12 protein-coding genes are annotated in these 16,722 nt (G+C 46.5%); 9 read left to right on the plus strand and 3 right to left on the minus strand.

All coding sequences use genetic code 11. The annotated features are described in order from the left end of the window. Positions 1 to 32 precede the first annotated feature (32 nt). The 9 genes from BMZ72_RS11840 to BMZ72_RS11880 all read left to right on the plus strand — a co-directional run bounded on the left by BMZ72_RS11840 (position 33) and on the right by BMZ72_RS11880 (position 12,436). Positions 33 to 2,456, plus strand: coding sequence for a TonB-dependent receptor (locus BMZ72_RS11840; RefSeq protein WP_089808487.1), 2,424 nt, complete (start codon positions 33 to 35; stop codon positions 2,454 to 2,456). 236 nt (positions 2,457 to 2,692) lie between these two features. After that, the gene (locus tag BMZ72_RS11845; RefSeq protein WP_089808489.1) at positions 2,693 to 3,229 is read left to right on the plus strand and encodes an RNA polymerase sigma factor; all 537 of its coding nucleotides are present in this window, start codon (positions 2,693 to 2,695) and stop codon (positions 3,227 to 3,229) included. Beyond that, a complete protein-coding gene (locus tag BMZ72_RS11850; RefSeq protein ID WP_089808491.1) occupies positions 3,208 to 3,714 on the plus strand; it encodes a hypothetical protein in 507 nt (168 codons plus the stop codon). The genes BMZ72_RS11845 and BMZ72_RS11850 overlap by 22 nt, the downstream gene beginning before the upstream one ends. A 1-nt stretch (position 3,715) precedes the next feature. Next, positions 3,716 to 4,606 carry a DUF4097 family beta strand repeat-containing protein gene (locus BMZ72_RS11855; RefSeq protein WP_089808493.1) on the plus strand — a complete coding sequence of 297 codons (891 nt, stop codon included), beginning with the start codon at positions 3,716 to 3,718 and terminating at the stop codon, positions 4,604 to 4,606. Positions 4,607 to 4,612: 6 nt separating this feature from the next. Continuing rightward, complete coding sequence (locus tag BMZ72_RS11860; protein ID WP_089808495.1) at positions 4,613 to 5,353, plus strand: hypothetical protein; 741 nt, start codon at positions 4,613 to 4,615, stop codon at positions 5,351 to 5,353. 222 nt (positions 5,354 to 5,575) lie between these two features. After that, on the plus strand, positions 5,576 to 5,770 hold the full coding sequence (locus BMZ72_RS11865; protein WP_089808497.1) for a hypothetical protein: 195 nt from the start codon (positions 5,576 to 5,578) through the stop codon (positions 5,768 to 5,770). Between the two features lie 37 nt (positions 5,771 to 5,807). Beyond that, positions 5,808 to 7,433 carry a hypothetical protein gene (locus BMZ72_RS11870; protein ID WP_089808499.1) on the plus strand — a complete coding sequence of 542 codons (1,626 nt, stop codon included), beginning with the start codon at positions 5,808 to 5,810 and terminating at the stop codon, positions 7,431 to 7,433. A 1-nt stretch (position 7,434) separates the two neighbouring features. Next, on the plus strand, positions 7,435 to 9,600 hold the full coding sequence (locus BMZ72_RS11875) for a hypothetical protein (RefSeq protein WP_089808501.1): 2,166 nt from the start codon (positions 7,435 to 7,437) through the stop codon (positions 9,598 to 9,600). 49 nt (positions 9,601 to 9,649) lie between these two features. Continuing rightward, a complete protein-coding gene (locus tag BMZ72_RS11880; protein ID WP_089808504.1) occupies positions 9,650 to 12,436 on the plus strand; it encodes a hypothetical protein in 2,787 nt (928 codons plus the stop codon). A 69-nt stretch (positions 12,437 to 12,505) separates the two neighbouring features. On the opposite strand, the gene BMZ72_RS11885 is transcribed toward BMZ72_RS11880, so the two are convergent. From BMZ72_RS11885 to BMZ72_RS11895, 3 genes are all read right to left on the minus strand, one after another. Then, the gene (locus tag BMZ72_RS11885) at positions 12,506 to 13,495 is read right to left on the minus strand and encodes a hypothetical protein (RefSeq protein ID WP_089808507.1); all 990 of its coding nucleotides are present in this window, start codon (positions 13,493 to 13,495) and stop codon (positions 12,506 to 12,508) included. 136 nt (positions 13,496 to 13,631) lie between these two features. Then, on the minus strand, positions 13,632 to 15,188 hold the full coding sequence (locus BMZ72_RS11890) for a glycoside hydrolase family 43 protein (RefSeq protein ID WP_089808509.1): 1,557 nt from the start codon (positions 15,186 to 15,188) through the stop codon (positions 13,632 to 13,634). Between the two features lie 139 nt (positions 15,189 to 15,327). Further along, positions 15,328 to 16,710 carry a TolC family protein gene (locus BMZ72_RS11895; protein WP_089808511.1) on the minus strand — a complete coding sequence of 461 codons (1,383 nt, stop codon included), beginning with the start codon at positions 16,708 to 16,710 and terminating at the stop codon, positions 15,328 to 15,330. Between the last annotated feature and the right edge of the window lie 12 nt (positions 16,711 to 16,722).

The raw sequence follows: 16,722 nt of genomic DNA on the forward strand, positions 1-16,722 counted from the left end.
CCCAACTTTGCGGCCCAAAACCTAAGTATTATATGAGATTACTTCAGACCTTACTTTTGATGCTCCTGGCATTCAGTCCATGTGCACTCTTCGCAGAAGATGGCAACGGAGTTGTTAAAGGTACAGTTAAGACGACCGACGGAAAGGCAGCCGCAATGGTATCAGTGACATTAAAAAACACAAAGAAATCGACCATTACAGACGAAAATGGCGCTTTCTTACTGAACAATGTGAAACCGGGCACCTACACCCTGCAGGTTACCCTCCTGGGCCACGGCGCAAAAGAAGAAACAGTTATCGTCACCTCTGATAATACGACCGAAATCAACGTTACCTTACAATTGTCAGATGTCCAGTTGCACGAAGTGGAAGTAGCGACCGGCCGTAGTAAGTTCGCCAAAAAAGAATCTGAATACGTCGCACGTCTCCCTTTAAAAAATCTGGAGAATCCACAGGTATACAACATCGTATCTAAAGAACTGCTGCAGGAACAGGTAGTGACCAACTTTGACGACGCACTGAAAAATACACCGGGTGTAACCAAACTCTGGTCATCTACAGGCCGTCCTACTGACGGTGCAGGCTATTTCTCAATGCGTGGTTTCGCTGTACAGCCAACCATGATCAATGGCATTCCAGGTCTGACCAACGGTGGTATCGACCCTGCTAACGTAGAAAGAATTGAATCCATCAAAGGTCCTTCCGGTACCTTATTTGGTAGCAGTTATATTTCTTTCGGTGGTTTGCTCAATATCGTTACGAAAAAACCTTACGATACTTTCGGTGGTGAAATCAGTTACACTGCCGGCGGATTTGGCCTGAACCGCGTAACAGCCGACGTGAATGCACCGCTGAATGCCGACAAAACCGCTTTACTGCGTGTAAACGCGGCTTACCACGATGAAGGCAGCTTCCAGGATGCGGGTTTCAAAAAATCCTTCTTCTTTGCGCCAGGCTTCTCCTACAAAGCAAGCGATAAATTATCCTTCCTCGTGAATGCTGAGTTCTACAACGCAGAGAGCACTAACCCGATGAGTTTGTTCTTCAACAGATATCGTCCACTGATCGCTCGTACACCTGAAGAACTGCACATGGATTTCAACAGGTCTTACACCAGCAACGACCTGACGCATAAAACACCTACAGTAAACCTGTATGGCCAGGCTACTTATAAAATTTCTGACAACTGGACTTCCCAGACCGTACTGTCAAGAAGTTCCCGTAAAAGCGATGGTTACTATTCTTATGTGATGTTCCTGGATATGGGAGCTGCCGTAGCAAATGATACATTGCTGAGCCGCTTTGCATACAACCAGAACTCTACCACTACCACCACTGATATCCAGCAGAACTTCATCGGCGATTTCAGGATCGGTAGCCTGCGTAACCGCGTAGTATTCGGTCTGGATTTCAATGACCAGAGCACAGTAAACAATAACAGCGCATACGCACTGTTCGACTTCGTGAATGTGACCCGTAATGACGATCCCCGCTATGCACAGCTGACAAGAGCAGCAGTAGATGCGAAACTCGCCGGACAGGGTGCGACTAAAGACGGTAGCAGCGCACAGGTATACAGCGCATACATCTCTGATGTACTGAATATCACAGACGCGTTAAGCGCAATGGCAAGTTTGCGTGTTGACCGTTTTGAAAGCAAAGGATATAAAGATTTCTCCACCAATACGACAAGCGATAAATATGGCCAGACAGCAGTGTCTCCTAAATTCGGTCTGGTATACCAGATCGTTAAAGACCAGGTAAGCGTATTCGGTAACTATATGAACGGTTTCAGCAACACGGCTCCCGGTACAAGAGTGCTGCCTGACTACACCAACATCTTCAAGCCACAACAGGCTAACCAATGGGAAGGTGGTGTAAAACTGGATGTACTGAACCACAAAGTAGCCCTGACTGCCAGTTACTACGACCTGCTGGTGTCTAACATGACCCGTCAGATCACCGTAGAGCGTGAAGGCACTGCCTACAACGTAACCATCCAGGATGGTAAACAGAAAAGCAAAGGCGTTGAATTTGACCTGATCGCGAATCCACTGCCAGGTCTGAACATCGTAGCAGGTTACAGCTACAATGACAGCAAGGCTGTACAGATAGACAAAGAATACCTGGACAGAAGACCCGTATCTGCCGGTCCTGCTAACCTGGCAAACGCCTGGATCAGCTACACCTTCACCAAAGGCACCGTAAAAGGTCTTGGTCTGGGCTTCGGCGGTAACTATGCAAGCGATAACAACGTGACCAACGGTCTGACTACCGGTCTGTTTACAATACCTTCTTACACCGTACTGAATGCATCTGTATTCTATAATGCAAAATCATACCGTCTCGGTGTGAAACTGGACAACGTAAGCAACAAGGAATACTTCACGGGATGGACCACCCTGGAAAAACAAATGCCAAGACGTTTGTCTGTGAATGCTACTTTCAGATTCTAACCGATCGTAACAAACTCACTTATATCGATAAAAGGCCAGCGCTCCTGATAGGAACGCTGGCCTTTTGATTTTCCCCATCTCCCCAAAAGCTTATTTATTGTTAAAATAGCAATCCCCATCTACCACCTTCGTTTTTTTCACCTTATTTGAGGTACTGTAATTTTTTTTGACCCCGTGCAGCGTTTGTTTTATTCCCGGCATTATATACTACGACAATACCTAAACACTGGAATCATTTGATCATTAAGGAGCTGATAACATCCTGCCTGCAACGCAACCGCCTGAGCGAAAAACGCCTGTATGAACGGTATGTAACCGTCATGGCCAGACTATGTCAGCGCTACATCCGGGAAGATGCAGAGGCACAGGATGCGCTGATCGAAGGTTTCACGAAGGTGTTTAACAAACTATCAACCTTTGAATATCGTGGAGAACAAAGCCTGGAGATATGGATAAGACGGATCATGATCAACGAATGCCTCATGCGGCTGCGGAAGCATAAACGCCTGTTACTGACTACGTCTGAAGCGGAAGAAGAAAGTCTGCCGATACATACCGATTCGTCAGCGAAAGAGATCATGCAACTGATGCATCATCTCCCTACAGGCTATCGTACTATCCTCAACCTCAATGTGATCGACGGTTACAGCCACAAAGAAATAGCAACCTTGCTGGGCATCACTGAAAGCGCCTCCCGTTCTCAGTTAACACACGCCCGCAGTAAACTAAAAGAATTGTTAAAAACACACGGATGGAATGGAATGATCAAATGATTGACAAGCTCCTGCAGGATCAGGCAGGATCATACGGAGAAAGCTATCCGGAGCAGTTCCCGGACACAGATACGATATGGACCGCCATCAATAACCGCAGAAAGAACAAACGTATTGTGCATATCCGGAAGATCGGGGCGCTTGCAGCAGCCGCGTGTCTGTTACTAACAGCAGTACCGCTTTGGCACCAGCTACGGAAAGCAGCCCCCATCATAGTAAAAGGAGACACAGTACCTACACCTTCGCTCTCCGTCGAAAAAGATGCGATCACTTATATCCGGCAGCTATGTGCAGGTAACAATATCGCCTGTAAGTCCCCGGCTTTCCTTGAGCTAAAAGCAGAACTGGATGCATCCACTACCGAACTCTCTGCCATTGATCAGGAAATCCGCCTGTTCGGCGATAACGAACAGCTGCTGCGCGCAAAAGTAAGAATAGAAAATCACCTTGGCAGGATCATCAGATCCATGCTGCAAATCATATAAAATGTTTAGAAAACATAGACTACTGCCCCTGCTGTTTGTTTTACTCCACTTCGGTGGGCGCCTGTTGTCACAGTCAGCCGATCAGACAGTAAACAGGTTATACACACAGGATATTCCCGGCACCCCCTCTACGCTGCTCGCTATCAGGGCAGAAAAAGCAGCAGTTACCATCACCGGATGGGAGAAAAACTACATACAACTGCGCATCAGCTTTCAGGCATCACATCCTGATAAAAAGATAGCGCAACAGGAACTGGCTTATATGCGCTATGCCCTGACAAAAGAAAAAGACCGGATAGAATTGACAAACATATTCACACTCCCTGCTGCTATTGACCGTATACAAAGTAAACTGGCTATTAAAATAGAATTGCTCGTACCGGAAAACAACGCCCTCGATATCACAGATAAATATGGTAACATCACGCTCTCCCGTTTATCCGGAAAGATAGACCTGCATATTTCTTTCGGTGATCTGCAACTCACTACTATCAGCGGACAGGTAAAGATCGCCGCCACTTACAGCGAAATACGGGGCAGCCATGTCAACACGACATCCCTGCATTGCACTGATGAAAAATCAAGGATAGCCATGGACCTTGACAGCGGTAACTATACCTTCCTCAGCAAATATGGCGATATCGATCTCTCGCTAAAGAAGATCTCATCACTCGATATAAAATCCACCCGCACTGATATCACCCTCCGGCCACAGGATCTCAATGCCTGTCGCTACAGGATCGTCAGTACGGATGGTACACTATACCTGCCGGAAACATATGCTGCCCGTCAGGTAAAAAAAGGGAATCAATATGCATTCATCACCACCGGCGCCACAACATTACCCTTACTGGCCGTCAATGCAAACTATAATTCAGTCACCATCAAATAAACACACATGAAAAAAATTGTTTCCCTGGCGACATTATGCACCATGCTGATACTTAACGCCTATGCACAGGACAGTATACCTGTTTCCCGCAACAAGTATATCCAGTTCGATGCAGGCATAGGCTATCTGCGTACTAACATGTCATCCGTTAATGCATCCCTGAAGCCACTTGGTTACCATGCGATCAGAGACAACTACACAACCGCCTCTTTTTCTACCGCTTATTTCTACAACCGATTTTTATTCCGTGGCGAAGCATCGTTGATTTTACCGCATAGCATCAATCAACCTGATAACATGAAAACAACCTTTGGCGGGTATTCCGTTGCCGCTGGTATCGGTTATGTGGTGATGCAAACGCCCCGCTCCAGGTTATATCCCTATGTCGCGATACAGGGATTCAGTACCAGACTGAAATTCACAGACCGTACGCCCGTGAAAGATATGAATGAACTGATCAGCACTTCCCGCCGCAATAGCAGTATTCAGTTCTCCAACGCATCAATAGATGCGGGTATTCAGTTCGAAAGAATGATCACTTTAAAAAATAACCAGTGGGATTGTCCGCAAAACAATAAATACATGACAATAGGCTTCCGATTGGGTTATAACTGGTCGCCCGGTACCGTGAAAGCGAGATACAATGGCGCACTGATAACAGGAGCACCGGAATATAATTTCCAGGGGCCTTACCTGAAAGTCATGATCGGATTAGGAAAGAAGATCAGAAATATGAAATGGAATTAATACCTGAGCCCTCATCTGTCTTCAACATCGCTACCATGCAGAAAGGCCTTGTCCCGTTATCGGATAAGGCCTTTCTGCATGATATAACTTAATTCGCCTTACATCCATTCATGAACAATAATTCTTAATTCTTAATTTTTAACTTTTAATTCTTAATTAAACTTTATTTTTGGCCGGTAAATGTTCGAAATTCACCCCATTGGTTAACAAAACCCATTCGTCATGTCAACAACCCTGTTCGAAAAATTACTGGAAAACAGTTATACAGAACAACAGCCCGTCTCCATATTTTTGACAAGCGCTATTGTGCACGGAATAGTCAGTCAGCTGCATCCCGGCGCCGTAGAAGTCAGAACTGCTGAAGGCAAACGTTGTACGATTAAAACCGACAAAATAGAGGCGATAGAAACATTGTAAGCGCACTCTTTTATTATATCATATCTAATTGAAAAGGATGGACAATACGACCCAACATTCCCTGCCGGGACTGATCCGGAAAGTACTGGGAAGCCCCCACGCAGAACAGGTGATCAAAGCTCAGATCATTCAACTGGCATCACAGAACCTGCATGTACCTGAAGTGACCACTGCCCTGCTGGAAGTGCTGCCACAAACAAAGGACAAAGAAACGCGCGACAAACTACTTTTCTTCCTGGCATCACTGAATACCTCCCGCTTTACGGACCTCAGTGCTTTATTCGATGCATTGATACTGGTATTTCAGCAGGAGAAAGACCGTGATACCCGTACTGCCCTCTTATACCGTTTACAGGAAAGTCTGCACCAGGATAGCCGCCTGGCCCCCTTCTTTATTACACTGGGTGCTGATACACAACTCAGCGAACAGGAAATGGCCGCCGTACAGGATACTTTATCCACATTACCTGCCGTAACAGAAGACATTGCACTGGCAGCACTGGAGAAACACCATAATGGTGGCACCTTATTACAGATGCAGGCACTCACCCTGGCAGAGAAATGCCCGGTATGGGGAGAAAAGATCGTTACCGCTTTACAGCCCTATCTGGATGTAAAGAATGACAAGGATATCCGTATACGCATCCTCAGACGTCTGGCGGATGCCAAACTGCTGGATGCAGCTTATGCGCCGCTGATCATACAGGTACTGCGCACTGACAATGAAGCTTATATGCGCGCGCAGGCACTGCTTGCATTACAGCGTATACGTCCCTGGAACGGAGAGATGGTCGCACAGGTATACTGGTCATCCGTACACGACAGCGACGAAAGCATCCGTCAACAGGCTTTACGCCTGCAAAAAGAAATGCCGGAACTGAGCAACGGGCAGTTGATACAACTGGCAGCCTCCCTCGCTGCTGACCGCTCAGCAGGCGTACGTCTCACCGTGCTGGAACTCCTGAAACCAGTGATGCGATTGCCAGAGATCCGTAATACGGTTGCTGCTGCATTCAGTTCCCATCCCGGCGTTTTCGATGATACAGAATTTAATCAACTCACAGATATGCTGGCCCCTTATGCAGGCAGAGATCCGGAGATCAGCAATATGCTGCTCGACGGTATCAAAGACCTGCCTGACACAGCGCAACGCAAAAAGGTATTGTCATTACTGATCGGCCGTCTGAAAACCGAACAGGTATTGGATACCTTATTACAGTTATTCACAAAAGAAAGGGATGAAAGCCTGCGGGAAATACTGTTCAATCAGGTAAAAGCATTATCCGTTGCCCGTCACCCGCAACTGGTAGATGCCTTCTGTACAGAACTCACAGAACCGGGCTCCCCTTTCAGGGTTACCTGTGCAGGTATACTGGCGGGTGTAGCAGAACTTTATCCACAGATACCGGCTGCACTGGAAGATGTATTACTGTACGATACCGAAAGGGAATTACTGCGGATTTGCCTCGATGGCTATCTGCGCCCCGGCGTGGAAAAACGCTTCGATGTATTACTGTCCGTCGTACGTAATGAAATGGTCGACACACAGTCCAGACAAAAAGCACTGGACGCCATTCTGAAACTGAACCTGGAAGCCGGTCAGCAGGACACACTCACAGAAGCCCTGGCAGGTATTAAACCCAATACGCTGAAAACATCCTGACATGAGTAACATTATTGAACAGATCAAAGAAAGAAGAAAGGCCAATACCGAACAGTCCCTGATGATGCTGGATATGGTGCCGCTCTCTGACACAGATACCAAATACTCCCTGCTGTCAGCAGCAGGTCCATACCTGCAGGATCCAGCTATCGCTGCCAAATGGATAGACCTGATCGAAGCAGAAAAAGATACACAACTCAAAGCGGATATGTTGTTACAACTAGCCGCCACGGGCATGCACCAGATAGCAATCAAAGAGCGCTTTATCAGTGTGCTGATCGCCTCCCTCCAGCAGGATGAAAGCAGGGATATTATCCTACCCCTGCTGGGCAGATTCTCCATAACGGATCAACAGGCCAGACAACACCTGATCTCCTTCTATCGTCAGCAGGACAACAGGGACGTTAGCCGCATGATCCTATCCTGGTTACTGATACCGCTGGATGCAACACCGGAAGACCTCAGCTTCTACAAAGAGATCCTGAACAAGGTAGACGAAGCCGACAAACTGGTACTGGTAAACAGATTACTGCTGCAAAATGAAGCAGACCTTCCGTTGATCAGTCAGTTGCTGACACCGGAAGAACCATTCCTGATTAAAGAAATGGTCCTTCGTTTCTGCTTTGATAGATCTTATGTACCTGCAGAGGCACTCGCGCAACTGATAAGATCAGACAGATCTCCATTGATCTGTATCCGCTGCATACAATTGCTGGCCGTACATGGCATAGACAGTCCTGAACTGATCGACGTACTGCTCGCATCCGGCAGGAATGATCCGGATGCCGGCGTAAGAAATGCTGCCCTGCATGCATTCTCCTATAGTATTAAACTGACACCGGCGATCATTGCGCACCTCTGTGCCAACCTGGCCACAGAAAAAGAAACTGGTATCGCATTGGGACTGATCAACATGCTGGCGCCGTATACCGCGCAACATGAAACATTATCCAATGCGCTGTTACAACTGATTGAACAAAATATCCAGACGACACTGGCAGTACGTATTTATGAGATCCTTGGTAAACTGATCCCGCAGCGGCCTGCATTGTTTGAAAAATTCGTACAGTTATTCGAACAGGAGCAACATACAGCATGCCGTACCGCTATCCTGAATGCTATCGCTGCCGCTGTGACAACAGGCGATGAACTGAATAGCTTCTACCTGAAAGCACTTGACGCCCCCTCTCCTGCCATCAAAGAGGCTGGTATCAGAGGTATCCTGTTGATACCGCTGACCAGGGCAAATATCACAACTGTAGCAGCAGCAGCGCCTGTATTGCTGTATCCGGATTTACAGGCTGACCTGCGCCGCACACTGGCCAGAAAGATCAGCACCATTCCGGAGTTATCTTCCGCTACTATACAGGTGTTCAGCAAACTGGCCGACCACGAAACCGACGCCACCATCCGTGATATCTGTACGAAAGTGCAGGAAAGCGCAATTTCTCAGGCAGGTGGTGAACATATCAACTGGGAACAATGGCTGCATAAAGCAGACGTTGAACATGATTTCTCCGGTATCTTCCCGCATCTCTGGATGTACTATGACGATAACCCGGCCATGGCCCGCAGCATCCTCTGGGCAGCCCTTACACCGGGTGGTAGTTCTTCCCTCTACCAGGAGCGTGTCTCCGATGTGGACATACTCCGTTTTCTGGCTATTAAGGCCGGTATAGACGATAATCTCAGCAGATATACACTGAACCAGCTACTGACCACAGACCTCGGTAATGAGTCTAAATTCAAGCAATACCTGTTGGTACTGAAAAGCAATCCACAGTTTGCCGAATTAAAAGAAGGATTGTGGTCTTTACTGGAAAAAAGAGGCCGTTATATCAATCTGCTACAACTCGATGAACTGAATCAGCTCATCTGGGGCGACGAACTGGAAACCGTGTTTCGTCAGCATCTGCAAAAACAGCTATCTGCCGCCGGTATCCAACCGTATATCAGTTATCTCACGGCCAACAGTTCCTGGGCGCCCGTTCCGGAATTGCTGCATTGGATCGTACAGCAGCCTTTTGTACAACAGGATGCCGACGCCATGCGCGCATTGAAGGAAGCCACCCGCAATGCGGGTATGGACCTGGAAAAGATGCTACGTACTGCCACACCTGAGAAACCTGGATTTGCTGACGAAGAAGGACCTGGTTTCGCTGATTGATTACACAGCAATACCGGATCTCTATTTGCTGACCCGATAACTTTAAACGATGCCTGAAGAATTAGCTTTATTCGACATACTACTGGCACCAGAACGCTCAGAAACAGAACGGCTGGATGCCCTGAACAGTCTGCAACCCTTCCTCGCCACTGACGAAGCTGCAGAAAAACTGTCCCTCGCAGCGAGAAACGAAACCTCCACCACCATACGTGCGCGGATGCTGGAGCTCCTGTCAGACATAACCATCACCCGTCTTACACAACGGAGTGCCTATATTGATACCTTTTGCTGGTTTGCCTGTCTGGAAACAGAAAGAGCGCTACGCCTTCAGGCGGTGCATAAACTGGCAGCACTGGCAGCACATGTAGACCTCGTACAGGAGATCCTGGCAGAAACACTGGTCAACGACCTTGATATCGCCATACAACTGGAATGTATCCTTGGTCTGGGTAACAGCGTACAAAAATCGCCTGCCACCATCCAAAAGATCAGCGAATTCATTCCAATGGCACCAGCAAAAACCAAATACGGTTTATTGCAGCTGGTAAAACAGTTCCCGCTGGAATCAGCCGCTGAACTGGCATTACAATTCCTGTCCCCACTGGAAAGCAGCAGTACCAGACTGGATGCCGTCAGTTTCCTTGCATCACTGCCTGCCCCTTCTCCGATAGTGATCAGCACCTTGTCAACACAGTTCCTGGAGGAGAATGATTTAAACGTGCGTACGGCGATCATTCAATTGCTTGCCGGATTGAAAACTGCGGACCAGGCATTATTCCCGGGCATTCTTGCAGCATTGCAGCGTATGCCCGATCAGCCTGAACTCCTGGCTATACTGAAAGACAGACTGACGGCACATCCGGAACTGGCAGAACAGCTGTCACAATTGTTTGCTGAGAGTCTCTCCGCCGGACTAAAAATCAGCCTGCTTTCTTTACTCAGACATAGTGAAATACCTGTGCTGCTGATCAAAGGCCTAGAAGATACTAACCCCTACGTCAGAGAAGCCGCTATTCCTTATCTGCAACAACACTTTGTTCGTTACCAGGATACGATCGAACCTGCACTGATAACGGCGATCAATAAAGAACCACTCACCGTATTACGTAGCGCACTGATTTCCGTACTGCTGCATACCGGTCGTAAATCGTCTGCCACAGAAACAGCGATCATATCTCTGGCATTAGCAGAAACCGAACATCACCTGAAAATACAACTGGCGGAAGTCGCCACACAGATCCCTGTTACAGCAGAGAATAAAGCTCTTTTATTGCAACTCTTCCGTGAGATCATGGAAGGTGTTTACTTCCCTGCCACTATCAAACACGCTGTAACAGAACGCCTGCGCACTTTCTCCTACAGTGATTCTCCCGATCTGAAACGCAGTCTGGGACTGATGCTCGAACAGGCAAAAAGCATTTCCGAAGTCGCCGGTATCTACGGTTTACTGAAGACACTGGAAACAGATCTCCACCAGCTGGCGCCCGCTATGATCAATGTACTTTACAGACACATTGCATTTTATCCACAGGCGCCACTGGACGAATGGGTACAAACACTGGGTAAACTGTCAGCACAGGACGCAACAATAAGATCCGAACTGCCTTACATCGTTTCGCTGACCAAAGCCAACTGGCTCTTGTCGGAAACAGAAAAAGCAGATCAGACAGGCGCTTTCCTGCCAGCATTCAAAGAGACACTGTTAAAAAAGAATGGGATGCAGACCTTCATGGAAGCAGAAAGAATGCTGAATGAAGCCTGGCAGAACAGGACCATCAAAAAGACAGAGGTGATCGCTTTGTATAAGATGTTGTTAAGTCTGCCGAAGACGGACGGCATTCTTCAGCGCCTGCTGAATATTATGCAAACGGGTAAACTCGTTACGCCGGAACTGGTACAGATCAGTCTTGACTACCTGCTGACCTCCATCGACAAAGACGGCACTTACATGGTAAGAAAATACCTGGAAAGCACCGGCTTTATGGACCTGGAATACCGTGACAGGGTCATTGCATTGTTCACGCAGGATAACTTCCGCCGTTACATGCAACACAACCTGTCTACCCTTCATTCCAAAAAGCGTTACAGCACGATCAACGACTGGGAATACAGTGGCTGGTACAGCGCATATAACGACTGGCCAATAGCAGAACTGGTATTTGCAATGGAACCCGGACAACTGATCACACAATTGTTCTCAGCTCCTCCCGCTGCAAACGATGCGCCTGAAGCAACGCTCCAGTACCTCGTGCTGGAACATCTTTTCAGAAAATCCAGTAATACCTGGGCTAAAACAGTCTATAGTAACGCAGAGACATTACAGACCTTCCTGCGCCAGTTAGCCGATAATATCCACATCCTGCCGGAAACAAATGGCCTGCGGGACAGAATGGTATATCTGTTCTGGAAAAAGTGGAATGATTACACAAGACTGATGAATGGCAACTCAATACCGCCTGAATTAGCGAATGCAGCAGCCGAAGTATATATAGCGATCTGTAAAGTGCAGCAAAGACTGGAACCAGACTTCTCCGGTAAGAAATTCCCGGATCTGCTGAAAGGAATGAACAAAGATATCGTTCAGCAGCAATGGCCCTGGAACAACGAACTGTGGGAGACCTTCGAATACCGACATTTCCCTAAAGCAGATCCGGATCAGGATGCAGCACAGCAGTTGTACCAGCAGGCAGCCAAAGCTTTACAGTCAGGAGAAATGGAAAAAGGGTATCAGGTATTGAAAGACCTCCTCGCACATTACAGTCATACAAAACTGGTAAAAGAGCAGCTGAGTAATATCAATAATGCCCTCTCCCGCTTAGAAGAACAATTCAAATAAGACATAGCAAAAGGGGCGTCTCAAAAGTTTTGAGACGCCCCTTTTTTGTTATATCCTGTTGCAGAAAAACTATTCATTTATTTCAGTCAGCTGAGCAAACAAAGTAAAGTGCTCAGTCAAAGTATCTAAAAACTGACTGGATTGTGTAGCATCTAAAAAGATAGTACTTTCAAAATCCTTTAAACCTGAGATGTCTGCGTCATAAATTTCCTGATGTTCTTCCCATTTACCAGCTGTTTTGACGTATAGATTTTTTATATAAAAGTTTATTTCCTCTCCATCCTTATTTTTAATAGAAGAATTCGAAGCAATTTCAAATAAAAACGATCGCAGGTAAGGGATGTCTCTGATCTGTGTATCCCATATATGACTTTTCAGGTGAGTCTTTGCAAAGGCCAGAATATCTGTGTGATCAAGACTTAATTCCTGGCTATATGTTTCTGCTGAAAGATTCAGGTACTTATTGTCAAATAACCATTTTACCAATAAGGAATAACTTTGCGGGACAGTGTTAAACTTGTTTGCGGGATTGAAATCGCTATGAGCAAAGATCTCAGTATCTTCGATAATTCTTATTTCAATAGTCGTCACCTGTTTTTTATCGTTTGCAAACCACACTTTTATTTCCGCTATATCATTCAATGACTTTTCAAAAATTGTACTGTTGCGTGTACTTCTTGATTGATTGTCAAAATATGCAAGACATTCCTCTAAAGAACTCCCGGGATTTATGAAACCATCCCAAAAGCTTATTGGTTTAGGATCAACGAATTCTTTTTTCCCACGTTCTGGTTTGGAAAATACTACCATATTACTCAGGTAGTTGTCAAATGTGTAATCATCATTCTTGACACTTACCGGTGGGTAGTACCTGTCATTGGTGATATCAAATTTGAAAGTATAGTCTATCAGCTGCTGTTTGTCCTTGAATGCTTTTTGCCCCTGATTAGATGTGATTGTCTTAGGCGGTTTACCCAGACTATTCTGTTCAAATAGCTGTGCAATCCTGGGGTCCATACTTTTTACTCCTATCAGACTTATTAAATCCTGCAGTATCATTTTTGTGTTTCTTTTAATTCTGTCGGGAAATTGGGATTGTTCTAAATTAAAAATCGGATCTAAATATCTATAAATTTTTAATTTATTCAAATACAGAAATCTGACACTTTTCTACTTTTGAGACAACCTCTTCTTATTAATTCCAGCGGAAGTAATCAAAATCTGCATATCCCCCGGCCGTTTTAGTCGCGTAATTAAACAGCCCATATCTGTAGCCGATAAAATGAGGCAGCGTGTATTTCATTTGCAGCACCGTTCCGAATTTAACCCAGGATCGGCCATCCAGGCTATAATAAAAATACCCCTTATCAGTCAGTTCGCGGAAATCACAATCTGCTTTCAGATAAACAGTCTTTTGTTGTAAAGGTATACGCTCCTGCTCAACAGACTGACCATTTGCATTACTGACCATCACCAGGTAAGGGATATTCTTCTCCACCTTCACCCCTATCCAGGCATATTCTTTCTGAAATAAGGTCAACCCGGCACAATCACCGTCTTTCATATTTGTCGCGTCAAGCGCAGTCATACCTGAGCATTGAGGACCATATGTCCTTTGCGTGAGCATATTCCTGGCAAGGAACAAAGAAGTATCCACACGGCCTGTAGTCAATCGCAGATAACCGGGACGTTGCTGCAATGACCACAGACTATTTGCAGGCTGATGATTCCATTGCCATGCATATGGCAATACACGGTCACCTTTTTTCCTGTTGAATTCATCTGATACCACTATCTCTCCCATGATGCCTTTTGATGCAGGTAAGTCCAGGGAATCCGGCACTACGCCATTTACTCCCAGTACCGGCCAGCCATCCGCCCAATGCACAGGCGCCCAGTAAGGGATCCTTCCAACAGCTCCAAAATCCCGGAAAAGATAGGTATACCATTTCCCATCCGGTGTACTGATCAATCCTCCCTGTGCAATACCTCTGTCCTGCAATGCCACACGTCCTTCATAGGGACCTGTGATCTTATCCGCCCGGTGAACAGTCACCGTACGCATACCACCCTTAGGCCAGCAGATATTAAACAGATAATACCAGCCATCGATCTTAAATAACTGAGACCCTTCTGCCGGCAGACCTATATTCGGTCCGGCAGGCGCACTCGCGTTTTCAATGATCACCTGACTTTCTGTACCCGGCTTAATACCCGCAGCATCACCATTTAACTCAGTCAGCATGATCTTTCCACTACCATATACCATATAGACCTTTCCGTCATCATCAAAGAACAGGGAATGATCATGCAGCATCGGTGTAAAGGAGGCCTTCTTCCACGGTCCTTTCTCTATATCCTTCGTAGTATATACATACGTCTTATGAGTAGTGCCGCAGAAGGTGGTCAGATAAAAAACACCATTATGATAGCGAAGACTGCTCGCCCAGGACCCACTCCCATAAGCACTCTTTCCATTATCCAGGTTAAGCGCATCCACCTCATCCAGTACATCATACGCATAACCCAGCATCTGCCAGTTGACAAGATCAGTGGATTTCATAATGGGAACACCAGGTGCCATGTGCGTCGTCGTACTACTCATGTAATAGGTATCTCCGACCCTGATCATAGCCAGGTCAGGTACATCCGCATAAATAATGGGATTTACAGCCTTATCGGGTGTTTTTGCTTGCGCATATCCTGACAGACATGCCAGTGTAAAAGCTGTCAGTAAAACCAGCGATTTCATATCGTGTCGTTATTTACAGATTCGGGAGACCAGACGGATTTATTTTATCGCCAGACAATGCACTATCTCCATACCGTGGAACTGTAAAATACGAAAATAAATTAACTGTATATCTGACATATAATTATAGCGGGGCATTTTATTTCCATCCACCACCCAGGGATTTATACAGGGCAACAACCGCTTCCAGTTGCTGTAGTTTGTCATTTACCTGATTCAACTGCGCACTCAGCAGACTTTGCTGCGCTGTCAGCACTTCTGTATAATTGGCAAAACCATAACGCACCAATTGCTGGGTATAGGATACGGACTTATCCAGGTTCACCAGCTGACTATCTCTCACATTCGTCTTCTGCATAGAGGCCTGATAAGCATACAAGGCATTAGATACCTCTCTCCCGGAACTTAATAATACATTCTGAAAATTCAGCAATGCCTGTTGCTGTTGTTCCCGTGCCGCTTTCAATCTTGTCTTGTTAGCACCCTGACTGAAAACAGGCTGAGTCAATCCGGCAACAAGACTACTGATCCATGAACCAGGACTCCATAGTTTATCCACCGTCAGATAACCTCCGGAAGCTGACAATGTCAGTGAAGGATAGAAATAAGCGCGCGCTACATTTACCTGTTCGAAATAATACCTGAAATTCAATTCTGCTGCCTGTACATCTGGTCTATTGGACAACAACTGTGCGGGCACTCCTGTAGATAACATAGACAAGGGCTGTTCTGCAGATAATACCGCTCTTTGCACCGGAGCAGGCACTCTTCCCAGCAACTGATTCAGCGCATTCTCCGTTTCCCTGACAGATCTTTCCAGATCAGGTATCGTCGCAGCCACCGCATACTTACTCGCTTCACTCTGTACAATAGCAGCTCCCGTCACAATATCCGATTGCTTCAGCTCCTTCATCACATTCACTGTCGTCTGCCAGTTGCGGACACTCTCCTGTGTATAATACAGCTGTCTGTCCAGCGCCAGCAACTGATAATAGTAAGTGGCAATATCCGCTACCAAACCAGTCTGCACGGCTCTTGCATTCGCATCTGCCTGTAATAAAGCCGCCAGACTGGCTTGCTTACTACTCCGCAGTTTACCCCATATATCCGCCTCCCAGCTGGCGCCTGCCAGTACTTCAAAGCGGTTCACAGACGCATTATTACCAGCAATGGCCGCATCTGAAGCGCCATTAATGGTCGCAGTTGCCCCTACATTTACAGATGGCAGAAATGCCATATTGCTTTGCGCCAGATAAGCCTGTGCCTGTCTTACCCTGGAATAGGCCGTCTGTAAATCAAGGTTATTCGAAATACCCGTCGTAATCAGTTGTTGCAATAGCGTATCTGTAAATACTTCCTTCCAGTGCAGGTCGGCGATATTGGCAGTATCCGCAGGTCTATCCCTGTACAGATCAGTAGCTGGTCCCGCAGGGCCAGCATAAGGCGGCCTCACCTTACAGGAAAACAACCCTGTAAGCAGTATGATCGTAGCTACGCTATAGATGCTAAACCTTCGTCTCATAATTCCACGACA

This window comes from Chitinophaga sp. YR627 (assembly GCF_900114995.1).
GTDB lineage: Bacteria > Bacteroidota > Bacteroidia > Chitinophagales > Chitinophagaceae > Chitinophaga.